This window comes from Shewanella aquimarina (assembly GCF_023349185.1).
Classification (GTDB): domain Bacteria; phylum Pseudomonadota; class Gammaproteobacteria; order Enterobacterales; family Shewanellaceae; genus Shewanella; species Shewanella aquimarina.
On record NZ_JAKIKY010000002.1, the window covers coordinates 148,708 to 171,254 of the forward strand.

Below are 22,547 nucleotides of genomic sequence, written 5' to 3' on the forward strand. Positions count from 1 at the left end.
AGATTGTCTGTTTGGTATTGAATATTCGGTTTAAGTATTTCGTCGGGCTTACATTCGAAACGGGGTCTGCATGCGCATCAGCCCCTGTGCCGTGAGCGCCAGATAGGTATCTCCGGTTGCCAGCCCCAATAGGTTGCAGGCAAGTTGGTCCTGACTCGGGTTGTAAAACGGCGAGGTGACTATCTCCTTGATGAGGTAATTGGCAAAGGGCACGATCAGCTTTTGGCACCAGCGCACCTCGATCTGCAGTAGGTTGGCGTCCTGCACATTCAGCTGTCGGTTATTGCCGACATTCTTAGGAGCTGGATTACGAAACATCAGGTTGTTGTTGGGGATCTCGTAGCGATAGCCAGTGTCATACTGACTGCGTACCTTGAACTGGTCGAAGGTTTCCCTGTCTGGGCTGAGTATTCTTATCTGACTTTGTACTAAGGTGGCGATTCTTGCCTTGGCATAGGCCTGAACCGTGTCGGTCATGCCTGTGCCATGGGCAAACAACGGCATCATCCCCTGGGCCAGCCCTTTGCGGATCTCATCGATACTGCCATGGTGTAGCGTACCGGCTCGGACGGCGGAAACCGTGGCCGCATCCAGGGTGCTCTTGCTGGTATAGATAAAGGCCCACTGCACAATCAGCATCATGGCCACCAGTATGATGGGCATGAGAAAGGGCAGGGCGAGGCTGAATTCAAACATGCTCTGACCTCGCTGCTTTGAGCGTGCCTTTATCATAGGCCTGCCTGCGCCGTGTTCTGTGGCTGGCTCTGCAGCTGGTTAAGGGCGTCGAGTAGCGCCCTGATCTGACGGCCCACGGCTGAGTCGGCATCGCCCTGGCTGCTGGCGGTGTTGAGTACATTGGTCGACTGCTTGATACGTACCAGTCCCATGTTGTACCAGGCCTTCTGGTTATTCGGCTCTAACTCGATGCAGCGTCGATAGGCGGCGATGGCGGCCTCATGACGGTTGGTGCGGGTATAGATGTTGCCCAGGCGAAACCAGGCGGGCGCATAGTTAGGCACGCTCTTTAGCACCTCCAGGTAGAGGCTCTCTGCCTGATCCAGCATGGCCAGCTTGTAGGCGTGCTCCGCCTGAGACTGAATCGCCATGATCTGCTCGTTACCCTTGTGCTCCGGCTTCTTAGGCGTCGATGAGCAGGCGCCGAGCAATGCCGTGATGGCTACGATTAGCGAGAGGCGTATTAGTTTGCCCATGTCAAAATATCTCCGGGTTTTATCTGTTTGTGGGTAGAGTTGCCTGCCGCCAGTTCCAGCACCTGGGTGGCGCCGCGACAGGCGCTGCTGCGCCAGGGCTTGAGGTCTCGGGTGACTTTGAGCACCTTGTTGTGTTTATTGAGGTAGACGATATCCAGCGAATAGCCCATGCCTATGGTGTGTACCGAACTGCAGGGAGCGATCAGCATGCCCTGCTCATTCGACAGTGGCCTGCGACCCAGGAGCCCCCTGAGTCTGAGCCAGGGGGTATCGGCCACGAACACTTCGCTGATCGCCTGACCGCTGGGAATTTTTAGTTTGGTTTTCTTCATGTTAGAGCTCGTACATAAACTTCATGGCAATCGGGAAGGCCAAGATCATAAAGGTCACGGGAAAGATGAAGACGATCAGCGGGAAGACCAACTTGACCGGCGCCTCCAACGCCTTCTTCTCGGCGCGTTGAAAACGCTCGATTCGGCGTTGATCCGACTGGATCCTCAGCGTCTGCCCCAGGCTGGCGCCGGTTCTTTCCGCCTGCGCCAGGGCGCTGACCAGGCTGTTGACCTCGGTCACCTGCACACGATCCGCCATGTTACGAAACGCCTGGGCACGTGACATACCGGCGCGCATGTCGCGGATCACCTTCTCAAATTCGATACGCAGCGGGCCGGCGGGGCCACGCTCGACCGCCTGGCTGAGTGCCCCCGTCATGTTCAGGCCCGCCTCGATGGACATGGTGAGGTAATCCAGGTACACGGGCAGGCTCTTGACGATCAATCCCTGGCGTTTCTTCCGCAGATCGTTAAGGGTCATCACAGGCAGAAAGTAACCCAGCACGGCGGCCAGCAGCAGGTACTGAGGCACATAGGTGTCTAGCATGGCACTACAGATAAGCGTCAGCCCTAGGCTAAACAGGGTGCTTAGGATACGGATGGCAAAGTATTGCTCCGCGGTCATGATGTAAGACAGGCCCGAGACCTGGAGTTTCTTGGAGACCCGCTCCAGATAGTCGACGCTCAGGTTTTCACTAACATAGAAGGCCAGCAGGCGCACCAAGGGCCAGATAAGCTTAAGACCCGGCGACAGGGGATCCATAAACTCACGGTTTTCCTTAGGGACCCTGAGGTAGATACGGGCGCAGCTGATGGTCAGGAAAACCAGGGAGACCACGAAGCAGGCGACAATAAGATTGACCATGATTTTTCCTATACGTCTATCGCGACGATCTTACGGATCGACAGGTAACCACTGGAGAGCATGATGATGACCAGGGCGATCAGGGCCCAGCCCATGGGCTCTGTGAAAATGCGGCCCATGGCGGAAGGCTCCATGTGGTAGAGCACCACGCCGATAAACACCGGCAGCAGTGTCATCACTATCCCTTGCATCTTGCCCTGAGAGGTCAACGCATCGATCTTGCCTTCCATCTCTATCTTCTTACGCAGGGTGGCAGAGAGTCGCAGCAGCACCTCGGCCAGGTTGCCCCCGACCTCGCGAGAGATCTGCATGCCGGCGGTTACCAGCTGAAACTCCTCTTCCGGGATGCGTTTAAACATGTTGTCTAGCGCGGTGTTGAACTCCACCCCCAGGCGCTGCTCACGCAGGAATAGCTGAAACTCCTGCTTGATCGGCGCCTCCATCTCCTCGGCCATAAACTCGATGGCGTTGCTGACGTTGGCCCCTGACTGCATCGAGGAGGCGACCATGTTGAGCGCGTCGGGCAGCTGGTGGACAAACTTACGGCGACGGCGCTTATGCAGGAACTGGTAGGCAAAGCGCGGCAGCAGGGCCAGCACGATACTCACCAAGATCCCCAGCACCCAAGAGCCGAAGAAGAGCCGCACCACGAAAGGCACCGCCAACAGGGTCAGCATGTTGATGACAAACAGCTGCCTGGGCTCGATAAACAGGAACATATCGAACAGGTTGGTGCGGGCCGAACTGGTAAAGGTTTCCTGATAGCGCTTGGCGAATCGTGTCGACAGGTGCTTTAGCGCCCATACCAGCATGGTGACCGAGGCAAACGCCAGCAGCGCGGCGATTAACGGACTACTCATAGCGGCTATCCTTGTCGAAGATATCCAGACGCACGGCGATTCCTTGCTTGCGCAGCTGTTCATAGAATTCGGGCAGGGTACCGGTAGCCGTGTAGTAGCCCTGTACCTTACCCTGCTCGTCGAAGCCGGTTTGCTGGAACTTGAAGATCTCCGAGAGCTGCACTACGGAGCCCTCGATGCCTGTCACCTCACAGATACTGGTGACCCGGCGCGAGCCGTCACAGAAGCGCGACTGCTGCACTATGATGTTGACCGCCGAGGTGATCTGTTCGCGAATCGCCGTTACTGGCAGATCCATGCCGGCCATCATCACCATCACCTCCAGACGTGAGATACAGTCTCTGGGGGAGTTGGAGTGTGCCGTGGTGAGCGAGCCGTCGTGACCCGTGTTCATCGCCTGCAGCATGTCCAGCGCCTCACCGCCACGACACTCACCAATCACCACGCGATCGGGGCGCATCCGCAGACAGTTCTTGACCAGATCGCGGATCTCGATGGCACCCTTGCCCTCCTGATTGGGGGGACGGGCCTCGAGGGAGACCAGGTTGGGTTGATAGAGCTGTAGCTCGGCGGCATCTTCCACCGTGACGATACGCTCGTTATCTGGGATGAAGTTAGACAGCACGTTCAGCAGGGTGGTCTTACCCGAGCCAGTGCCCCCCGAGATGACCACGTTGCGCTTCTGCTTCACGGCGATTTCGAGGAACTCTGCCATGGCCGGGCTCATGGAGCCGAAGGCCACCAGATCGTCACAGCTCAGGCGTCGCTGCATAAATTTACGTATGGTGATGCAGGGGCCCTTGAGTGCCAGCGGGGGGATCACCGCATTGACACGGGAGCCATCCTTGAGGCGGGCATCCACCATGGGCGAGCTCTCGTCGATACGTCTGCCTATGGGGGTCACGATACGTTCGATGGCGCCCAGCACCGCCTGATCGTCAGAGAAGGCGATATCCGACAGGTAGAGGTTACCCGCCTTCTCATAGAAGATCTGATCATGGCTGTTGACCATGATCTCGGTGACATCCGGGTCGGCAATCAGCCCCTCGAGCGGCCCAAGGCCTATGGTTTCGTCCAGTACCTCTTTGGTGATTGCCGAGATCTCGATATCTTCGGGTAGCTTAAAGTTGTCGATGATCTGCTTGAGCAGCACCTCACTTTGTGCGCGCAGCTCGGTATCGCTCATCTCGTTCACATTGACCCTACGCAGATCCATCTGTTTGAGTAGCTCGGTATGCACCTTGCGGCGCCACTCGTTGCGTCTCTGAATCTGGGCGCTCTGCTCCGACACTATCTGAGGTGTTGCCTCGACCGATGCTGCCACGGGCGAGCTTGCTACAGGGGCTGTTGCCACCTGTGCCGCCGCTGGCGGTGGCGTCTCAGCGGGGACGCTGGCCTGAAATTGTGGATCGCTGCTCTGTACCCTGAGCTGGTAATCACCCACCTGGATCTTGTCGTTGAGACTGAGGGGGCCGAACTCCTGATGTTTCTCATCGTTCACGCGTACACCGGTACGGCTCTTGTTATCGACGATGAAGATGCCATCCTCATTTTGCCGTAAGGTGGCGTGATGCTTGGAGATCTTAAAGCCTCGAAGGACGATGAGCTGGTCGGGATCTTTGCCCACGCGACATTCGCGATGGATACACTGAAACTCGCCGACCTTGGTGCCCTTAGTGGTGCTGACTAAGATATTAAACATGCGCTGCTCCTAGTCCAAGATGTAGAAAGCTTCGAGCTTGGTGGCTTCTTCTGCCATCTCCAGGCCACGATTGAGCTGAGTGTCATGCTCTTGCTGCCCCGGATAGACCACCACGGGCGTGACGAAGATAACCAGTTCTGTCTTGTCGTCTTTAAAGTCGCGCGACTTAAAGAGCTCACCCAGAATGGGGATATCGCCCAGCAGAGGGAACTTGTTGACTATCTTAGACATCTCGCTGTTGACCAGGCCTGAGATCACTATGGTTTCGTTGTTTTTTACGTTGATAACCGACTCGGTGCGGCGGGTTAGCATGCCAGGCACGCCATCGACGGCCACCGAAGGGTCGATGGAGCTGACCTCGGCCATCACCCGGCTGACGATGTTTTGTTGATCATCTACCACTGGCTCGATATCCAGCTTGATACCGTATTCTTTGTATTCGACATCCACGGCGCCCAGGCCGCTGACGCTACGTATGGGGAACTCGCCACCGGCCAGGAAGCTGGCCGACTCGCCGCTGCGGGTGGTCAGATTGGGCTGCGCCAGCAGGCGGGCGTCGCCCTTTTCTGACAGCAACTGGATCTGGCTGCCGATGCCCGAGACTATACCCAGCGAGCTCCAGCCACGGGTATCCAGCACACCAATGTTGCTGGTTATGGCTTCTGTGATGGCTTCGGTATATTGCCCGGGGGAGGCGACGTTGAAGATAGGATTGGCGGTGAAACCCTTGGCCACGCCATAGGCCGGACCGGCCATGGAGGTCTCCCATTTGATGCCGACGTTGTTGAGGGTCGACTTGTTAAACTCGACGATCTTGACCTGCATCTTCACCATGGGAGACATGGTCTTGGCAAACTTGAGGTATTTCACCAGAGAGACGATGTTAGGGCCACCTTCGAGGATCTTCTCCAGCTGCTCCTTCTGGGCCAGGTCGGCCTCGCCCTGAACTATGATCAGGCCATCGCTTTCCGATACGGTGAGCGACGGGAAGGCGCTCAGCATCTTCTTGACCATGGCGGTGGTGGCAAGGCTGTTGTCTGGGGTGACGGTGAGGCTGAGCTTGATCAGCTTGCCATCTTTCTGCCACAGCTGCAGGTCGGTATTGCCCGGGGCTTCGCCAATCAGCAAGACCCCCTTGTTGTCGACGACCTTGGCGCTGAGCACCTTGCCGTTACCCACGACGATGCGCTCGACATTGGCCGCTTTGTAGAGTTCTACGGCGCCGACATAGAGCTTCATCGGGCGGTTGTTGTGCGCCATGCTCGAGGCGGGCAGCAGCAGGCATATCCAAAAAAATGCGACAATTTTCAATGTTTTCATAGTACGGCTTTATCTTTCAGTTGACTGAGTTGCTCTAGCATCTCTTTGGGAAGCGGGTAGGTTTGGGTACTGGTCTTGATGCCGTTGCCGCCGGTGATCACCTCGACGGCAAGCTCGTGGTTTTTCTCTTCGCGGTTAAACAGCTGGCCTTCATGCATAGAGATAAACTCCAGCGCGCTCGACTCTTTCTGGTTTCTCAGCAGGGTGACGAACTTGCCTTTCTCTTTTGCCAGTGAGACGCGGGCCGCGTCGTTGACCGATAGCGCCAGGGTCACAGTGTTATAGGCGTTAGGATTGTCGTACAGGGTGTCGACCAGCTCGGGATTGACATCTATGCTGCGTCTGCCGGTAGCCAGTACGGTGACATCTTCCAGGAGTAGCTGAAGTCTTTTTCGCTCGCCATCGCGGCCCTCTTCTTTGAAGGCCAGCAGCAGGTCGACATGATCCGAGGGCACCAGCATGCCGGCATTCGAGTTAAGCTCGTCGATATCTATGGTGACGGCGCGTTGACCCTCTTTGAGGATGTCGGAGAACTGTGCCACACGCATGCCGGGCAGATAGGTCTCAATCAAGGGGCGGCCCGGAGCCATGGGTTGCAGCAACATCTGACCTGAGACCTCGCCGAAGCGGCTGGGGTGTATGGCATCCAGCGGCAGAGTATCGGCGCGGATCTGACGTACCGACATGTTGGCCTGGGAGATGATGTCGCCCTTTTGCAATTGCTGGGTGGCGACGATCACGTCGGCCATGGCGATGTTGTCCTTGGTTAACTCATCTCTGAGTTCCTGCTCTTTGGCTATAAAGTAATTCTTGGTCGCCCACGCCGAAATACCACCTAATATCAAGGCAATAACTAGCAGCACCCAATTGAAGTCAATTGATTTTAATTTCATCGTCAAACCTGAAGTTAGTTGGGGAGTATCGAGAGCGATTTCGTATAGGCAAACGCCGTATACCACTCGGTGAGGGCATCGGCGCACAGATCCAGCACATTGTTATCATTGCTGACGGGGGTGAGCAGAGCGGCGACTAAGGCGCCGCATACCACCAGGTATTCGACGCTGGCCTGGCCCCGACAGCGGGTGTTGCTTAACTGCATGGGTTCATCATCCTTGTTTCACTTGATTGGCAACTATGTAAACTTGCGAATTACGGGTGTCGAAGCTGATGTCGACACTATTGGTTCCCTGGCTCATCTGCAGGGCGGCCTTACCCGATTGGGTATCGAGTATGGCGGTTTCTTCTACCCAGCCTCGCTGCTGGTAGTGGCGGCGGTAGTAGTGATAGTTACTGGCCAGGCTACGAGTGCTGCTCAGTACGATAGTGCGTCCCTGCTTGTAGAGATCGGTCGAGGCGATATCCGACAGCAGGGTCGCGCCGCTGGGCTGGGGGAAGCTGTTGCGTCTCACCTTAGTCAGCTCATTTTCTTCCATGTTCTTAGTGATGCCGACAAAGGCGGTGACGCCATCAAACTGCTGGCTGATACGAGCGGTCAGCAGGTAGGGAGGCTGCAGGCTGTTGATCACCAGGTCGCCGTTAAAGGGGCGCGAATCGAAGCGTTCGCTCTCCTTCTGCCAGGCCTTAGTAAAGAAGGCTGCCAGCTGAGCCTGGGTCTGGGTGTCTTTGACCACCCAGGTCTTCATGGGGTAGCCGTTGTAGCGCATCTCGTCGGCGACTATCTCTACCTTGGCAGTGTCGGGAAAATCTATTTCTGGCCAGTCGCTTGCGTGTGAGAGGCTGGTGAACAGGACGAGGATAAGGGGGAAAAGGGATTTCATGGGATCAGCCTCCACAGTTCTTGGTGCCATAGGTACATAGGCGATTAGCGGGGAGCACATCGGGCTCGACGAAACCCAGCTTCAGCGAGTTGGACTTGATCTCTTTGCCGAAGGGGATGATGCCGATGAGGTTCTGGGCGGTGCGGATCACGCCAACGTCCATATAGTTGGTCAGCACCAAGCGTCTAACCCGGTTCCTCACATGGTAGGGGCCGGCGGCGTTCCATCCCGAGGCGAGCAGGGCACTTTGGCCGTGAACACTCAGATCCAGCTCGTCAAAAGGGCTCATGTTGAGGTTTTCCAGATCTGTCCTGATCTGGGTGCGATAGAACTGATCTCTGGGCAGTTTAAAGCCGGTGAAAGAGAGCATGCCCACGGCCTGCTCGACGGTCTTGCCGTAGGTGCCGGGCGTGCCTGTGCCCTGTTGGCTGCCGGTTAACCTTGCCAGTTCCTGCTCATCCTTGGCCGACTCCTGCAGGTTCTTGAGCAGCAGAGTGTTTGTGCCGTCGCGCTTTAGAGGATACTTGAGCAGTGGGTGGACCCTGTTGTCCCAGCTCCACTTTTCCTGATGGCGGCTCGCTATCTTGCGACCATCTTGCTGGTAGAAGCGCCAGGGCAGGTATTGCATCTGCTGGTCATCCGAGCGGATGGCCACATAGAGGCCACTGCGGCTGGGCATTCTGTCCGGTCGTCCCTCTTTCCAGACGGTGCGCTCCCAGGCGTTATAGTGCGCGGCCTGATCCGCCCTGTGCTGGGCTGAAGAGACCTTTGACAGTAGCGGGAAGACGACCAGCAGGGGGATAATCACCAGGCTGAGTCCGACCACACTTTCGACCAATGCCTGGCCCCGTTGTTTCTTGGCCATTAGAGCATCCTCGTCAGGGCTAGCACGCTGCTGCGCTCGCCATTGGTGGAGTCGGTGAGACGGGTCTGCCAGAAGGGATTGTAGAGGTTGCCATACTCGTGGCGACCATCGCGTCTGGCCCATGAGGAGGTGATCTGCATCAGATCTCTGGGGCGAGAGTAGTAGGCCTGTGCCGTCGCCAGTGCCGTCATGCGATTGCCGAGCATCTCCTCGTCTTTCGCCGGATTGAGGCCATCACCCACCAGCTTGGTACTGCTCGATGTGCCGACCTTGTTACGCTCCTTAGAGACCACCACGGCGATATTATCTGTCTGACTCTTCTTGTTGGCGCTGCTTGAGAGGCCAAAGAAGGGTCGTACCCCATTGTAGTCGCCACGGGTTTCCTGGGCGTAACCTGCGTATCGGGATGCGGTGCGATTGATGCTGCGACTACTGCCCCATGAGTGACGATTGCCGACCCGGGCGATATTGGCGCGATCATCTGAGCTGGTTGAGCCCCAGCCCAGCGGTGTTTCCCTGTATCCGCGCCAGCGGCATCCTGACCAGCTACAACGAAACTTAGAGAGGTGAAAACTGATGGTGTCCATCGAGGTCCAAGACTCCGCCTGACCATTTTTGTAGCTAATGAGATCGCTGCCACCGGTTTTTTGGGTTTTCCAACGTATGGGAAAGAGGGTCATCGACCAGATGCCGCCCAGCTTGTAGGTTCGTTTTGCGCTGAAAGGATCTCTGGAGGCCAGGGTCACCCCGATAAAATCTTTAAACTGGGTTTCCTTTCTGTTGGAGCCGCGACTATGGCGCTTTTGGAATGATATCCAGGTATCTTTCACATCGAGAAACAGTAGCGGGTTTTGCGCCAGATCCAGCCTGGCTTCGCTATCGTTGGCCTTGACCACCTTGCCAGCCGATTCGATGCTGGAGGCCATGCCCGCGTAGTGGATCACCTGTTGTGAGCTGCTTAGGGTCCAGAGGATGGCGTCTTCGGCGTAGATCAACCCTTCAAACACGGGTTGTGCCACCTGATTGATGGTGCCCACCGCCTGTTCTATGCCGCGAACCACGGCGCCGACATAAGGCACCCAGCAGAGGCTGTAACAGGCATTCTGGGCGAATCTGTCTGTCATGTTAAACCAGGAGGAGAGCCCTACCATCTGCGCGATGGCGACCTGGTTCGCGACCGAGGCGCGGTTGGTATAGGCCTTGAAGTTGAAGTCTCTGGCGGCAAAGGTGGCAACGCTGTAGGCCGTGTTGTCGGCGGTATTTTGCAGCTTGGTCGCGTTGAGGTTGACCTTGGCCGTGTTAAAACTGTAGAGCACAGACATGAGTGCGAGCGACATCAGCATTAAAGACAATGCCATGGCCTGTCCTCGCTGTCTGGAGCGCATGGAATTCGGATGCATAGGAGTCTCTTGGCTAGTGTTCGAGGAAAGGGAGGAGTTAATCTACGCTGCTACCTGAGCCACCGCCTGAGCCGGTACTGCCGCTGGCCTTATTGGCTCCGTCGTTGTAATTACCTAGGTTGTAATCTTTATCGGCGACTTGATTGGCGCTCGATGCCGAGCCTTTGGCTGCCCCTATTTGAGTGGCTGAGTCTTGTCCTGATATTTCGGCTGATAGACCGGCGACCTGGTTGCGCACCGTCTGTCCGAAGAAGCTGTAGACACCAATTGCCGAGACGGCGATTAAGGCGACTATGATGATATATTCGGTCATGCCCTGACCTTTTATGTTTGTTCTCTTCACCATAAATTCCTTTTATGAATGACATCAATGCTAGCGGCTGGAGGCCGCTAGCATTGAAAAGGGCTTAGTTACCCGAAGCACTCTTGTTGGCAGCGTCGTTATAGTTGCCTAGGTTGTAGTCCTTGCTAGCCACATTGTTTGCGTCGGTAGCAGAACCTTTTGCATTGGTAATCTGTGCTGCCGAATCCTGTCCAGACATCTCTGCCGACAAGCCTGCAACCTGGTTACGAATGGTTTGGCCGAAGAAGCTGTATACCCCGATGGCAGATACGGCGATCAGTGCGACAATGATGATATATTCGGTCATGCCTTGACCGCGTTGCTTTTTCTTTAACATCTCTTTTCTCCTTGAGAATATATAATTAAGACTCGGCTATTTTATCGTCATACCCTAGTGTCTCAATTATCCCTAGGAATAATATTGTCGTGGCAAACCTACCCGTTGTTATTATTTTCCGTATTAGATTTGGTTATATTTAACCAGAAGCTGTCCTCGACTCTTGCAATCGGTTTTTTTGTAAATGTTTTGTAAATGCATCTTGATGGTATTGATTGAAACGTTCATTTTATTTGCGGCTTCCGAGTTGCTTAGGCCCTTGCAAATAAAAGAGAGCACCTCTTTTTCCTTCTTGGTGATCCCCTGAAACAGCGCATGTCGCTCGGAGGCTTTAGCGGGTTGCTGCTGGGTCTGAATATAGTGCGACAGGGCGCTCAGGCTAAAAAACAGGTTACCCTCCAGCACATTGTCGAGCATCTGCACTATGGCGTGCGCCGGGCTGCACGCCTTGGTTGCACCGCTAAATCCATGTTTTATTAGTGTTAATTCATCGTCCATCGAGAGGCTTTCGCAGATGGCAATATGCTTGCCCGCCGACAAGAGCCCCGAGTCTATCTTACCTAGCTCGCCGTGAACGTCTTTAAGAAAATGAAATAGAATTTTGGGGATTTGTTGTGGGGTGTGCCAGGCCGTGAGCGAGTTTGCGCTGGTATTAACTTTTAAATTGAGTAATCCAGAAACATGCTTTAACAGCTGAATATTTTTTGGCGACTGACTCAGGGTAAATATTTCACCATTATACATTTCACGTCCTTATGAGATTTATAATGTACTACTTTGTTACTAATAGGGTTTGTTTATTTGTCTGAGCGTAAGACTTTATTATTACTAAATTATTAAACGCTCGTTTATTTTTACGTATTCTATATAAGAAGGAATTAATATCAAGGGGCGACGACTTAGGGTTTATATCCTTTTGGGCAGGAACCCCAAAGGATATTGTGGCTAGGCGAGGGAAAATGAACAGCGATGGGGGGTGATTTTTACGCCCCATCTTTGCGGTGAGATTAGTCCACCGAGGTGAGCTTGAGTTGCCAGTCGGGTAGCTTTTCCTCGAGATCAGGCCTGATGCGTTCAAAGTCTCCACGGATGACGATAACAGGTACTTGGCCAAAGTGTTGCTTTGCCATGGCTTGTAGCGATTCGGGTGTCATCTGTTGCCAGCGCAAGAGTCGATCGGATAGCGAGTCGACGCCTGCTTGACGTGCAATGGTCTGAGTGTAGTCCTCGATACGTTGGCCGGGATCATCCCGACGCAGGGCGAGTCGACTGAACTGAGAGGTCTTCAGTGCGGCGAGCTCGGCCGCCGAGGGCGGAGCATCGGCGGCCAGCGCCAGGTGATCTAAGATGCCACGAATGAAGGCGCCCGTATGCTGCTGTTGGGTGGCGCCAAAGTATTTGAGGATCCTTGCCATAGGATTGTTGAAACAGCGGCCATAGATACCATAGGTGAGGCCCCTTTGCTCCCTGAGATCGAAGTAGAGACGCCCCGAGAAGCTACGGCCGAGCCAGCGACTGAGGGCCTCACAGGCAAACGCCGAGTCGGCCTGGTCATCTTGTTCGAGGCTCAGGTGATAGCCGATCCGTACCTGAGTCTGCACAGTACCGGGGGCGTCGATCACAAACAGCTGCTTGCCGTAGGGGCTAAAAGTATCGACGAAGCTGGTCTCATCCGCTTTTTGCTGGCCCAGTTGACTCAGGCTGGCGGCAAGCTTCTGCCTTAAGCTGTCATTTATGTCGGGACTTCCCTCCAGCAGCAGATGCCAGCGGCTCTGGGCCTTGGTCTGCCTGAGCAGGGCGAGCAGCTGAGGCGCATCCAGGCTCTGTTGCAGCGCCCTGTTATTCAAGGCCTTATTATAGGGATGTGCGCTACCTAAGATCTTGTCGGCCCAGACCTGTTCTACCTCGCTGCCGTTAAAGGCCCTGATATGTTTATCCAGGGCCAGCTGGCGTCTGAGTTTGGCCAGATCCAGCTCGCCATAGGCCTCGGGTGACCAACTCTGCACCAGGATGTCCACCGCCTGCACTAGCTCAGATGCCGGGCATTTGAGGCTGAGCCTTAGGCCATGGATGCTGGGGTGTATGGTCAGGCTTTCGAGACAGGGCATGTCGTGGTGATTGGCCAGCTTGACGCTATGCTGCTGCAGGGCCGTATGCAGTATATCGAGGTTTTCATAGGGCGCATCCGGGCTGACGGCCAGCAGGTGTATGCCGACCAACTGCGAGGGCATGCCGGGGAGTCTATGCAGGCTCACCTTGTTTGACAGCGAGATAACCTCGGGGCGCGCCAAAGGTGTAAAGTCGCTACTTGCCAGTGCAGGGGCATTGGTCGGTGCGTCGAAACTCGGCACCTTAGGGGCTTCTACCTGTGTAAAGCTTAGCCGGGTCTGCTGGCAGCCACCGCTTAAGAGGCTGCAGCCGAGGATCAGGAGTAGGCTTATCTGTCTCATAGTACCTTCTCCTCCAATGAGTCGGACATGCCGTCGGGGAGCCACTCTAATATCGCCTTACCCCAACGTATGTACCAGGGGGGAAGCAGATCCAGGCGAACATAGCCCGGGCTGAGATATTGCTGGGTGACCCGCTTGATATCCTCCTGAGTCACGGCCGAAATTCGCTCCCAGGGGGCGGTAAGGGGGTTGAGCTTATCCCTCTGTTGGCTGGCGCTGAGCAGGTTAGCCAGGCTGACGTCGTTGTCGAGTTTACTCAGCTGGGCCAGCAGCCAGCGACGCTTGAGTCGTTCAAGTTCAGTCGATGTGACCCCCTGAGTAGCGAGCCGGTCGACCATCTCTGTGATGCGCTGGCTGAGTTCGTCGAGGGAGACCTTGGCTCTGGGGACCAGAACCAGGTTCATGACGCCGAGATGTTGCATCGACAGGGGAACGGAGTAGTGCAGCAGGGTTTCTGGCGTCTTGAGATGCAGTTTCTCCAGCATGCTGGTGCGGTTTTGCAGCAGGTAATCCTCGACCAGTGTCATCGCCGCCGCGTCGGGATCTAAGGTGCCGACCGTGTGCCAGGCCAGCAAGAGTCCCGGCCAGGGGCCGCGGCTATCGACTATCTCGCCTCGCACCGGCTGTCGCTCGACGGCCAGGGGGGAGAAGTGCGCCAGCGGACGACTGGGTTTCTGCCAGCTGCCGAAGTACTGCTCCACCCAGCTCAAGGTTTGTGACGGCAGGTCGCCGACGATAGCCAGCTGCATGGCATCTGGGCGGTAGAAGTCATGGTGGAAACGGCTCAGGCTGGCGGGTGTGGCCGCCGATACATCGTCAACTGAGCCGATCACCGCGTGGCCATAGGGGCTGTCCTTTACCTGGTTGAGCAGAAAGGTCATGGCCGGGCGAATATAGGGCTGGTTGTCTATGGTGGTAGCCATCTCTTCGAGCACGGTTTGTTGCTGATTGCGCACCGTCTCTTCGCTGAGTCTGGGGCGGATGAAGCGATCCGATTCGAGCCAGAGCGCCAGCGCTAACGCCTGGCTGGGAAGATTGACATAGTAGTTGGTGGCATCGAAGAAGGTACTGGCGTTAAAGTATCCGCTGTGGGCACTCATGGTCTGGCCATAACTGTCGCCCGGGGCATTCTCGCTGCCCTTAAACAGCATGTGTTCGAACAGATGGGCGTAACCCGATTCGCCCTCGGTCTCGTTGCGCGAACCGACCGCAAATTGGCTGGAGATGGCGACACTCTGCTTATTGGGTAGCGGTAACAGATAGAGGCGTAGGCCGTTATCGAGCTCATGCCGGCTAAGCTTCTGCTCCAATTGATAGAGAGGCGCCGCCAGCGCCTCCAGACTGGGTTCACTGGCGATGGCGTTAAAGCCTAGTAGGCTCAGCAGAGCAACGAGCAGGGAGTAGCGGCGTGTCTGGCTTGGCATCTTATTGTATTTTCTGAAATTGACTTACTTTAACCCTATCCGTTTTGCCAGACGGTGTAAATTCCCCGAATCGACCTCGAGCTCTCTGGCGGTCGCAGCCCAGTTGTTATCGTGCTGGGTGAGGGATTGGCGTATGTAGTCGGCCTGAAAGGCTTCGGTCGCCTGCTTGAGGCTGCCACTAAATTGTGGCGCAACGGTTTTGCCGCTGCTCTGGACGCTGCGCGGCGCCGAGTTGGCGAACTCGAAATGCTCGGGATTGATAAGGCCGTTACTGCCGGACGACTGAGCCCTTGCAAGAATGGCCGCACGGTAGATGCTGTGCTCCAGTTCCCTGACGTTGCCGGGCCATTGGTAGCCCTCGAGCATCGCCAGACTGGCTGGACTGAGCCTCAAGGTCTGCAGTCCAAGTTGCTGACGGCAGCGCTCGACGAAGAAGCCGCTCAGCAGGGTGATGTCCTGCTCCCTTTCTCTCAGCGGCGGGGCAACTAAGGGGAAGACGCTGAGTCTGTGGTAGAGGTCGGCACGAAAACGTCCGGCTAACACCTCGTTCTTGAGGTTTTTATTGGTGGCGGCAATGATGCGCACGTCTACCTTGAGGCTGCGATCGTCACCGACGCGTTGCAGATCGCCATACTGTAATACCCTGAGCAGCTTGGCCTGCAGTGTTAGCGGCAGTTCGCCTATTTCATCGAGAAATAGCGAGCCCTTGTCGGCCATCTCGAACTTACCGCTACGGTTGCTGACGGCGCCGGTAAAGGCCCCTTTGACGTGGCCAAACAGCTCACTCTCGGCCACAGATTCTGGCAGGGCGGCGCAGTTGAGGTAGACCAGGGGCTGGCTGGCGCGCATGGACCCCTGATGGATCTCATGGGCGATCAACTCTTTACCCGTGCCCGTCTCGCCCATGATGAGGACGTTGAGATCCGTCGGTGCCACCACGGCGATCTCCTGCTTAAGGTTGTTCATCACCTGGGACTGACCAATGATCTCCTTGGTGCCTTCCTTATTCTGGGTCGTGCCGTCGTCCTTGTCCCACTGGGCCTGCAGCGCCTGTTTCTCCAGCTTGTCGATCAGCAGGGCGTTGTTGAGGGAGGCCGAGGCGATGGCGCTGATCCCTCTGAGCTGCTCATTGGTGAAGGACTTAAATTGATCCGGATCGAAGCCATCTATGGTCACTGCGCCGATCAGGCTGCCGTCGGCCAGCAGCGGCAGGCCGATACAGGCGTGTACCGTGAGGTTATCGCCCTGATTGGGGATCAGGCCGTCGTAAGGATCGGGTAGATCGCTGTCGGCGGGAAAGCGCACCACGTCACCGGCACGGGCGATCGCCTCCAGTCTGGGGTGCTCGTGGAGGACGAAACGGCGCCCAAGTACATCTGGGCTCAGGCCGTTGATGGCTAATGGGGTAAACTGCTGACCCTTAAATTCCAGCAGCGCCGCGGCGTCGCACTGCATACTTTCCCTGATGGTGTCGAGCAGGCGCGAGAACCTGTCATGATTGGACAATCCCGAGGTGATATCTAACGCCATCCGCGTCAGTTGGGTTTGACTTAGTGCCATGGGGTCTCCGAAATGTAGTACCTATGCCAGGCTGTATCCTTCTCTACTGGCATGCTGCGGCGGTTTTAGATCTTAGTATATGTCAATTTAACACTAATGTTTATTGTCATTTTTACACTTGCTTTGAGGGTAAAAAGGGGTCGCTATGACCCCTTTGTCGAGTGATGTCAGGCCTTATGCGTTAGCCGACAGTGTTGAATCGGCAATGGCTTGAGTACCCTTGGCACCGATGGCCTTCTTGATGATGTCGAACAGGAAGGCACCTAGGAACAGACCACCTGCACCGAAGATGACGTCACCAGGGACACGCATCCAAACCAGTGTCTCAACTAATGGGCTGTGGATCACTTCAGGTGAACGGGCGAACCAGTAGCCATTTTCGATGACGGCGAAGAACTGAGTCAGACCGACAGGTAGCAGTGACATGAAGACCATGGCCGCCAGACCTATGTTAAGGCTCCAGAAGGCACCCTTAAGCAGCTTGTCGCTCCATTGGATCTGACCGGTAAGACCGCGCAGACAGAAGAGCATCAGACCAACACCTAGCATACCGTATACACCCATGAAGGCAGCGTGGCCGTGGGTCGCAGTAGTGTTAAGACCCTGGATGAAGTATAGCGAGATCGGTGGGTTAATCAGGAAGCCCAGAACGCCGGCACCCACTAAGTTCCAGAAGGCTGTTGCGACGAAGAACATGATGGCCCACTTGTAGCGAATCATCCAAGGGCTGGCGTTACGCATACGGTAGCTTTCGATAGCCTCGAAGCCGATCAGTGCTAGCGGTACCACTTCCAGTGCTGAGAAGATGGCGCCCCAGGCGATCACACCCGTAGGTGTACCAGTGAAGTAGAGGTGGTGCAGGGTACCGATAAGGCCACCGGTGAGGAAGATAACCGTGGCGAACAGTACGGCGCCGTTGGCGCTACGAGCACGGATTAGGCCAAGACGCACCAGCATCAGGGCGATAACAGAGGTCGCGAAGGTCTCGAAGAAGCCTTCTACCCATAGGTGAACTACCCACCAGCGCCAGTACTCGGCGATAGCCAGGTTGGTGTGCTTGCCCATGAAGAGACCGGCACCATAGAAGAGGCCGATGGCGACACAAGAGGCGTACAGTACCCAGATAACAGGGCGCATCTCACCTTGCACCTTAAGGGCTGGGCGGATGGCGGCGGTGACCAGGGTTAGCCAGATTAATAGACCAGCGAGTAGCAGTACCTGCCAGACGCGGCCGAGATCGATATATTCGTATCCTTGATGACCGAAGAGGAAGTTGGTATCCAGGTCGAAGTATTGTTGTACACCGATCCATTCACCGGCCATTGAGCCCAGTACTACGATTACCAGGGCAACCCAGAGGACGTTGACGCCAAGGCGTTGGAACTTAGGCTCGTAACCCGATAGCGCAGGTGCGATATAGAGGCCGGTGCCAAGCCAGGCGGTGGCGATCCAGAATACTGCTAGCTGGGTGTGCCAGGTACGTGTTACTGAGTAAGGCAGGATCTCGGATAACGGAATACCGTAGAAGTTTTGGCCTTCTACCGCGTAGTGAGCCGTTATGCCCCCCAGGAGGACCTGTAGCAGGAAGAGACCGACCGCAGTAACGAAGTATTTACCCACGGCTTTCTGTGAGGCCGTTGGCTTCTTGAGGAACAGGGGATCTTCCTTGGCGGGTGTTGGCAGCTCTTCATGCTTGCCAGCCGCATGATGCCAAACCAGGGCACCGACACCTGCGATCAGGGTCACGATACTCAGGATAGACCAGACGATGTTGTCAGAGGTTGGGGTGTTACCCAGCTGAGGGTCGAATGGCCAATTGTTTGTGTAGGTGTACTCTTGACCTTTACGTTCGGTGATGGCGGCCCAGGCACCCCAGAATAGGAAGGCGTTTAGCTGTTGACGACGCTCTAGGTCGGGTACAGTGCCTTCTTTCATCGCGTATTGTTCACGCAGAGTAGCAAGCTTAGGATCGTCACCGAAGAGAGACAGATAGTGATCCGAAACCTCTTCAATCGCCTTGACGCGGGTGTCAGACAGGCTGATGTGAATCTCACCATTGGCCGAGGTGGTCAGGCTGTTGTGGCGAAGATCGTCACGCAGAGACTGTTCGAGCCCGGCTTTCTTGATAGAGTCCAGTTCGTTAAAGCTTCTGCCATATTGCGCCTTGGCGGTGATATCTAACCAGGCCTGAGCCTCACGGTGTAGCCAGTCTGCGGTCCAGTCTGGGGCAACGTAGGAGCCGTGACCCCAGATAGAGCCCAGCTGGTGTCCGCCCATAGAACGCCAAACCAGTTGGCCGCGTTCGATATCATTTTGAGTGAACAGGGGCTGACCCTGAACATCGGTAAAGGCAGTGGGAATCGGAGGTTTTTCGCGATAGATGTCACTGCCTATGCTTAGCAGGACAGAGAATGAAGCGATAAGTACTATCAAGAGTGCTATCGCCGTTAGCCGTTGTTTGTTCATAGAGCCTCTCAGCGCAATATATTGTAGGTGTGGAGTACCCTGTAATAGCATCTAGTGTGCCAGTTTTTTAAGCAATTGATTATTAATGATTAACCTTGTATTGGTGTCTTATTAAGTTGTCATAATGACATCCCTGTTAAAGTGTAAAAATGACACTGCTTGTCAAAAAGACAGTATGTATTTTGTCTGTGTCGATTTGATACTTGTTGGCTCGGTGGGGTGATGCTTGGTGACAAAAAAGCCAGCCTCAATGGCTGGCTTTATCTGGCGTTTCCCGTTAGGGATTGAGCCTTCAGTGGCGAGATGAAAGTCTACAGGCCTCTAGCGATAGAGCGACGGGTCATCCTTATTGGGGCGCGTCTTGAAGCGTCTATGCAGCCACATATACTGCGCTGGGCTTCGTTCGATGCTCTCTTCTATGATGCGGTTACCCCGCTTGGCATCTTCCAGCTCGTTCTCCCCAGGGAAATCCTCCAGCGGTGGCTGGATCTCTATGGTGTATCCCTTGTCATCCTGGTTACGCACCACAATGAATGGCAGTACCTTGGCCTTGCCGAGCTTGGCGAGGGTAGTGGCACCCGTTATGGTTGCGGCTTCCTGTACGGCGAAGAAGGGGATAAAGACGGCGCTTGAACGGCCAAAATCCTGGTCCGCGGTATACCAGATCACATCTGGGTTGCGCAGGCTGCGCACCATCTGCCTGAGATCCCGTTTAGGCACCAGTCCCTTGTTGGAGCGCAGGCGTCCCTTGACCTGAAGGTATTCCATCAGCGGATTATTGTGGGGACGGTAGACGCCTATGCCCGGCTGAAACTGGCCGAAGATACGAGCGCCCATCTCCAGTGGCAGGCAGTGCACCGCAAAGAGGATAACCCCCTGACCCGCCGCCAGTGTCTGTTCCACATTTTCCTGGCCTTTAATCGTCATGTGGCGCTGAATGCGTTCATCGCTCCACCACCAGGCGTTGGCGATGTCGAAGATAGCCTTGCCAGTCTCTTCAAAGTTTTGGGTCAACAAGGCCTGTTGCTCGGCCGGGCTCATCTCGGGAAAGCAGAGTTCGATGTTGCGTTTGGCTGTGTTGACGCGGCTGCCGGCGATCGCCATGGCTAAGCGGCCTATGCCTCGCCCCAGCTTCATCTGGGCTCTGAGCGGCAGCAGCTGGGTCAGGCGCATCAAGCCGACACCTAACCAGATGAGCCAGTATTTGGGATGGAAAAATTGAGCGGAGAATTGAGCGTTTTCGACCACGGTTGACCCTATGGGGTTTACAAAAATTACTGCTTATTCTAACTCAATTTGTTGGGAAAATTAGGTATAATCAGGGATTAATTTTCGCAAAAAGATAAGTGCCATATGAAGATTTCTCTGCCAGCTTTCGAAAAAGCAAACGTTCTGGTCGTCGGTGATGTGATGTTAGACAGATACTGGAGCGGCCCAACGGGGCGTATTTCGCCCGAGGCGCCTGTGCCTGTGGTAAGAGTGAATCAGATAGAAGACAGACCCGGCGGGGCGGCAAACGTTGCCCTGAACATCGCTGCCTTGGGCGGTCAGGTGAGCCTGGCGGGCATAGTGGGTGAGGATGAAACCGCTGCCGCCCTGACCCAAGGGGTTGAGGCCATGGGCGTTGCGCCTAAGTGGCACAGAGTGGCTCACCTGCCAACCATTACTAAGTTACGCGTCTTATCCCGCAACCAGCAGTTGATTCGCCTCGACTTCGAGGAGGCCTATCCGGCCGAGCAGAGCCAGGCCTTGCTGGAAAGTGCCGAGAAAGAACTGGATAAGGTGGCCGTGGTGGTCTTGTCAGATTATGCCAAGGGGGCCATAGATACGCCTCAGGCCTTTATCGCCAAGGCCAAGGCCAAAGGGGTCAAGGTGCTGGTGGATCCTAAGGGCAGTGATTTTTCCCGCTATCGCGGTGCCAGCCTGCTTACCCCTAACATGAGTGAGTTTGAGCAGGTGGTCGGTGCCGTGGCCGATGAGGCGGATCTGGTAGCCAAGGCCAAGCAGCTGATGCGTGATTTCGATTTCGAGGCGCTATTGGTGACCCGCTCCGAGAAGGGGATGACGCTGATCACCCAGGATGGCCCTGAGTTGCACATTCCAACTGTTGCCCGTGAGGTCTATGACGTTACCGGCGCCGGTGACACTGTGATTTCGGCATTAGCGACTTCGCTGGCGGTAGGTTGCGACTTGCCTGTGGCCTGCGCCCTGGCGAACACGGCGGCGGGTATAGTCGTCGGCAAGCTGGGTACCTCTACCGTGAGCCGCATCGAACTCATCGCGGCGCTTAATCTGAGCCATGGCGAGAGCGGATATGGGGTGGTAAGTGAAGATCAACTGGCCTATGCTCTGGAGCAGGCCAAGTTGAAGGGCGAGCGCGTGGTGATGACCAATGGCTGTTTCGACATCCTGCACGCCGGCCATGTGAGCTACTTGCAGCAGGCGAGAGCATTGGGTGACAGGCTTATCGTGGCCGTCAACGATGATGAATCGGTGAAGCGCCTCAAGGGTGACGGCCGTCCGGTCAACAAGCTGGAGCGTCGTATGGCGGTACTGGCGGGTCTTGCCTCGGTAGACTGGGTGGTGCCCTTCAGCGAAGACACGCCACAGCGCATCATCTCCAGACTACTACCCACCAAGCTGGTGAAGGGCGGTGACTACAAGGTAGAAGAGATCGCCGGTGGCAAAGAGGTGATCGCCGCCGGTGGCAGCGTCGAGGTGCTAGGCTTCGAAGATGGCGTCTCTACTACGGCCATCATCGAAAATATCATGGCCAAGCAGTGATCCTCGAGACGTTACTGATCGCCAGTGCCTGGTTCTGGGCGCCCATGCCCCAAGGTCAGGCCCTGGTATGTCAAACGTCTCATATTAAAGAGTGCCTGGCCCAGTTACCCCCTGAGGCCAGGGCGCAATTCCCCCTCAATTCTCAAACGCTGGTGAGTCAGATGGGCCGTCGCGGTGCCATGGTCAGGCCCCTGGGCGATCTAGGTGTTACCAACTTAAGTGTTACCGGCCTGGTGTTGCTGGCCGAGGCGCGCATTCCCAAATCTTATTCGGCGCTGTGGAACGGCCAGGTCTATGCCCTGCCGATAGCGCAGGCCAAGCAGATGACCCTGGCTCACGAGCTGGGGCACCTGGCGGTGAGCCGTTCGCGCTCCACTTACTTGCAAGTCGATAAGCTAACGCCTTACCAACACGAGTGGCTGGCAGATTTTTACCTGCTCTGGTCGCTTGCCAAGGCAGACTGGCCGGAAACTCTGGCCTGGCAGCAGTATCACAGACGCAACCTAGAGGTGTTTGAGAACGTGAAGGCGATCTCTCACTGGTCGACGCCCATGCTCTCTCAGCTGCTCACTCGATATAGCTGGCAGGCGTTAGGGGCATTTGAGGATTTCGATAGTCTTATCGACGCCATCTATCCCGATCTGGTGCAATACGATCAGGAGACCCTAGATGAGTTTGCCAGCCTGCTCCACAGAGTGTTCGGCGCGGCGACCCAGGCTAAGTTACCTCATTACATGTTCTGGCGCAGACCCGAGATGGGCGTCATCATCCGGCCAACCCTGAACCACTTGATGGGGGAACAGGCGGCCGATCGCTGGTTGACTGAACAGGCGATGCAGGGGGAGTAATA

General features: G+C 55.8%; 22 protein-coding genes. 2 read left to right on the forward strand and 20 right to left on the reverse strand.

Features of this window, described 5'->3' with window-relative positions; genetic code table 11:
- Nucleotides 1–48: 48 nt before the first annotated feature.
- The 20 genes from L2731_RS02775 to L2731_RS02870 form a co-directional block, all read right to left on the reverse strand.
- A complete protein-coding gene (locus tag L2731_RS02775) occupies nucleotides 49–696 on the reverse strand; it encodes a pilus assembly protein (RefSeq protein WP_239852537.1) in 648 nt (215 codons plus the stop codon).
- Nucleotides 697–728: 32 nt separating this feature from the next.
- On the reverse strand, nucleotides 729–1,211 hold the full coding sequence (locus tag L2731_RS02780) for a tetratricopeptide repeat protein (protein ID WP_249251734.1): 483 nt from the start codon (nucleotides 1,209–1,211) through the stop codon (nucleotides 729–731).
- Entirely contained in the window at nucleotides 1,199–1,543 is a 345-nt protein-coding gene (locus L2731_RS02785) for a DUF192 domain-containing protein (RefSeq protein ID WP_041508433.1), read from the reverse strand. The genes L2731_RS02780 and L2731_RS02785 overlap by 13 nt, the downstream gene beginning before the upstream one ends.
- A gap of 1 nt (nucleotide 1,544) precedes the next feature.
- Nucleotides 1,545–2,408, reverse strand: coding sequence for a type II secretion system F family protein (locus tag L2731_RS02790; protein ID WP_041508434.1), 864 nt, complete (start codon nucleotides 2,406–2,408; stop codon nucleotides 1,545–1,547).
- Nucleotides 2,409–2,416: 8 nt separating this feature from the next.
- Nucleotides 2,417–3,268 carry a type II secretion system F family protein gene (locus tag L2731_RS02795; protein ID WP_041508435.1) on the reverse strand — a complete coding sequence of 284 codons (852 nt, stop codon included), beginning with the start codon at nucleotides 3,266–3,268 and terminating at the stop codon, nucleotides 2,417–2,419.
- Nucleotides 3,261–4,970, reverse strand: a complete 1,710-nt coding sequence (locus tag L2731_RS02800; protein WP_249251735.1) for a TadA family conjugal transfer-associated ATPase — start codon at nucleotides 4,968–4,970, stop codon at nucleotides 3,261–3,263. The genes L2731_RS02795 and L2731_RS02800 overlap by 8 nt, the downstream gene beginning before the upstream one ends.
- A gap of 9 nt (nucleotides 4,971–4,979) precedes the next feature.
- The gene (locus L2731_RS02805; RefSeq protein ID WP_249251736.1) at nucleotides 4,980–6,290 is read right to left on the reverse strand and encodes a type II and III secretion system protein family protein; all 1,311 of its coding nucleotides are present in this window, start codon (nucleotides 6,288–6,290) and stop codon (nucleotides 4,980–4,982) included.
- Nucleotides 6,287–7,183 carry a Flp pilus assembly protein CpaB gene (cpaB, locus tag L2731_RS02810; RefSeq protein ID WP_041508438.1) on the reverse strand — a complete coding sequence of 299 codons (897 nt, stop codon included), beginning with the start codon at nucleotides 7,181–7,183 and terminating at the stop codon, nucleotides 6,287–6,289. The genes L2731_RS02805 and cpaB overlap by 4 nt, the downstream gene beginning before the upstream one ends.
- A 14-nt stretch (nucleotides 7,184–7,197) precedes the next feature.
- On the reverse strand, nucleotides 7,198–7,389 hold the full coding sequence (locus tag L2731_RS02815; RefSeq protein ID WP_249251737.1) for a hypothetical protein: 192 nt from the start codon (nucleotides 7,387–7,389) through the stop codon (nucleotides 7,198–7,200).
- A gap of 7 nt (nucleotides 7,390–7,396) precedes the next feature.
- Nucleotides 7,397–8,068: a hypothetical protein gene (locus L2731_RS02820; RefSeq protein ID WP_249251739.1), complete on the reverse strand. Its 672-nt coding sequence runs from the start codon at nucleotides 8,066–8,068 to the stop codon at nucleotides 7,397–7,399.
- 4 nt (nucleotides 8,069–8,072) lie between these two features.
- Complete coding sequence (locus L2731_RS02825; RefSeq protein WP_249251740.1) at nucleotides 8,073–8,933, reverse strand: type II secretion system protein; 861 nt, start codon at nucleotides 8,931–8,933, stop codon at nucleotides 8,073–8,075.
- The gene (locus tag L2731_RS02830) at nucleotides 8,933–10,291 is read right to left on the reverse strand and encodes a hypothetical protein (protein ID WP_249251741.1); all 1,359 of its coding nucleotides are present in this window, start codon (nucleotides 10,289–10,291) and stop codon (nucleotides 8,933–8,935) included. The genes L2731_RS02825 and L2731_RS02830 overlap by 1 nt, the downstream gene beginning before the upstream one ends.
- Before the next feature lie 79 nt (nucleotides 10,292–10,370).
- Nucleotides 10,371–10,679 carry a Flp family type IVb pilin gene (locus L2731_RS02835; RefSeq protein WP_249251742.1) on the reverse strand — a complete coding sequence of 103 codons (309 nt, stop codon included), beginning with the start codon at nucleotides 10,677–10,679 and terminating at the stop codon, nucleotides 10,371–10,373.
- A gap of 61 nt (nucleotides 10,680–10,740) precedes the next feature.
- Nucleotides 10,741–11,013, reverse strand: coding sequence for a Flp family type IVb pilin (locus L2731_RS02840; RefSeq protein ID WP_041508442.1), 273 nt, complete (start codon nucleotides 11,011–11,013; stop codon nucleotides 10,741–10,743).
- Between the two features lie 123 nt (nucleotides 11,014–11,136).
- Entirely contained in the window at nucleotides 11,137–11,757 is a 621-nt protein-coding gene (locus L2731_RS02845; RefSeq protein ID WP_249251743.1) for a helix-turn-helix transcriptional regulator, read from the reverse strand.
- Between the two features lie 263 nt (nucleotides 11,758–12,020).
- A complete protein-coding gene (locus L2731_RS02850; RefSeq protein WP_249251745.1) occupies nucleotides 12,021–13,463 on the reverse strand; it encodes a M16 family metallopeptidase in 1,443 nt (480 codons plus the stop codon).
- Nucleotides 13,460–14,887: a M16 family metallopeptidase gene (locus L2731_RS02855; protein ID WP_249251746.1), complete on the reverse strand. Its 1,428-nt coding sequence runs from the start codon at nucleotides 14,885–14,887 to the stop codon at nucleotides 13,460–13,462. The genes L2731_RS02850 and L2731_RS02855 overlap by 4 nt, the downstream gene beginning before the upstream one ends.
- A 24-nt stretch (nucleotides 14,888–14,911) precedes the next feature.
- Nucleotides 14,912–16,447 carry a nitric oxide reductase transcriptional regulator NorR gene (gene norR, locus L2731_RS02860; protein WP_249251747.1) on the reverse strand — a complete coding sequence of 512 codons (1,536 nt, stop codon included), beginning with the start codon at nucleotides 16,445–16,447 and terminating at the stop codon, nucleotides 14,912–14,914.
- Between the two features lie 174 nt (nucleotides 16,448–16,621).
- Nucleotides 16,622–18,913 (reverse strand): nitric-oxide reductase large subunit, encoded by a 2,292-nt coding sequence (locus L2731_RS02865; RefSeq protein WP_249251748.1) that lies wholly within the window; start codon nucleotides 18,911–18,913, stop codon nucleotides 16,622–16,624.
- Nucleotides 18,914–19,234: 321 nt separating this feature from the next.
- On the reverse strand, nucleotides 19,235–20,161 hold the full coding sequence (locus L2731_RS02870; protein ID WP_249251749.1) for an LpxL/LpxP family Kdo(2)-lipid IV(A) lauroyl/palmitoleoyl acyltransferase: 927 nt from the start codon (nucleotides 20,159–20,161) through the stop codon (nucleotides 19,235–19,237).
- A 105-nt stretch (nucleotides 20,162–20,266) separates the two neighbouring features.
- Between L2731_RS02870 and hldE the strand changes: the two genes are divergently transcribed.
- Together hldE and L2731_RS02880 are read left to right on the forward strand one after the other, a co-directional pair.
- On the forward strand, nucleotides 20,267–21,697 hold the full coding sequence (hldE, locus tag L2731_RS02875) for a bifunctional D-glycero-beta-D-manno-heptose-7-phosphate kinase/D-glycero-beta-D-manno-heptose 1-phosphate adenylyltransferase HldE (protein WP_249251750.1): 1,431 nt from the start codon (nucleotides 20,267–20,269) through the stop codon (nucleotides 21,695–21,697).
- Complete coding sequence (locus L2731_RS02880) at nucleotides 21,694–22,545, forward strand: hypothetical protein (protein WP_249251751.1); 852 nt, start codon at nucleotides 21,694–21,696, stop codon at nucleotides 22,543–22,545. Before hldE ends, L2731_RS02880 begins: the two co-directional genes overlap by 4 nt.
- Nucleotides 22,546–22,547: the final 2 nt, after the last annotated feature.

Excerpts from the sequence above, each read along its gene's own strand:
- L2731_RS02775 (WP_239852537.1), bottom strand. The coding sequence starts at position 696 with ATGTTTGAATTCAGCCTCGCCCTGCCCTTTCTCATGCCCATCATACTG.
- L2731_RS02780 (WP_249251734.1), bottom strand. The coding sequence starts at position 1,211 with ATGGGCAAACTAATACGCCTCTCGCTAATCGTAGCCATCACGGCATTG.
- L2731_RS02785 (WP_041508433.1), bottom strand. The coding sequence starts at position 1,543 with ATGAAGAAAACCAAACTAAAAATTCCCAGCGGTCAGGCGATCAGCGAA.
- L2731_RS02790 (WP_041508434.1), bottom strand. The coding sequence starts at position 2,408 with ATGGTCAATCTTATTGTCGCCTGCTTCGTGGTCTCCCTGGTTTTCCTG.
- L2731_RS02795 (WP_041508435.1), bottom strand. The coding sequence starts at position 3,268 with ATGAGTAGTCCGTTAATCGCCGCGCTGCTGGCGTTTGCCTCGGTCACC.
- L2731_RS02800 (WP_249251735.1), bottom strand. The coding sequence starts at position 4,970 with ATGTTTAATATCTTAGTCAGCACCACTAAGGGCACCAAGGTCGGCGAG.
- L2731_RS02805 (WP_249251736.1), bottom strand. The coding sequence starts at position 6,290 with ATGAAAACATTGAAAATTGTCGCATTTTTTTGGATATGCCTGCTGCTG.
- cpaB (WP_041508438.1), bottom strand. The coding sequence starts at position 7,183 with ATGAAATTAAAATCAATTGACTTCAATTGGGTGCTGCTAGTTATTGCC.
- L2731_RS02815 (WP_249251737.1), bottom strand. The coding sequence starts at position 7,389 with ATGCAGTTAAGCAACACCCGCTGTCGGGGCCAGGCCAGCGTCGAATAC.
- L2731_RS02820 (WP_249251739.1), bottom strand. The coding sequence starts at position 8,068 with ATGAAATCCCTTTTCCCCCTTATCCTCGTCCTGTTCACCAGCCTCTCA.
- L2731_RS02825 (WP_249251740.1), bottom strand. The coding sequence starts at position 8,933 with ATGGCCAAGAAACAACGGGGCCAGGCATTGGTCGAAAGTGTGGTCGGA.
- L2731_RS02830 (WP_249251741.1), bottom strand. The coding sequence starts at position 10,291 with ATGGCATTGTCTTTAATGCTGATGTCGCTCGCACTCATGTCTGTGCTC.
- L2731_RS02835 (WP_249251742.1), bottom strand. The coding sequence starts at position 10,679 with ATGGTGAAGAGAACAAACATAAAAGGTCAGGGCATGACCGAATATATC.
- L2731_RS02840 (WP_041508442.1), bottom strand. The coding sequence starts at position 11,013 with ATGTTAAAGAAAAAGCAACGCGGTCAAGGCATGACCGAATATATCATC.
- L2731_RS02845 (WP_249251743.1), bottom strand. The coding sequence starts at position 11,757 with ATGTATAATGGTGAAATATTTACCCTGAGTCAGTCGCCAAAAAATATT.
- L2731_RS02850 (WP_249251745.1), bottom strand. The coding sequence starts at position 13,463 with ATGAGACAGATAAGCCTACTCCTGATCCTCGGCTGCAGCCTCTTAAGC.
- L2731_RS02855 (WP_249251746.1), bottom strand. The coding sequence starts at position 14,887 with ATGCCAAGCCAGACACGCCGCTACTCCCTGCTCGTTGCTCTGCTGAGC.
- norR (WP_249251747.1), bottom strand. The coding sequence starts at position 16,447 with ATGGCACTAAGTCAAACCCAACTGACGCGGATGGCGTTAGATATCACC.
- L2731_RS02865 (WP_249251748.1), bottom strand. The coding sequence starts at position 18,913 with ATGAACAAACAACGGCTAACGGCGATAGCACTCTTGATAGTACTTATC.
- hldE (WP_249251750.1), top strand. The coding sequence starts at position 20,267 with ATGAAGATTTCTCTGCCAGCTTTCGAAAAAGCAAACGTTCTGGTCGTC.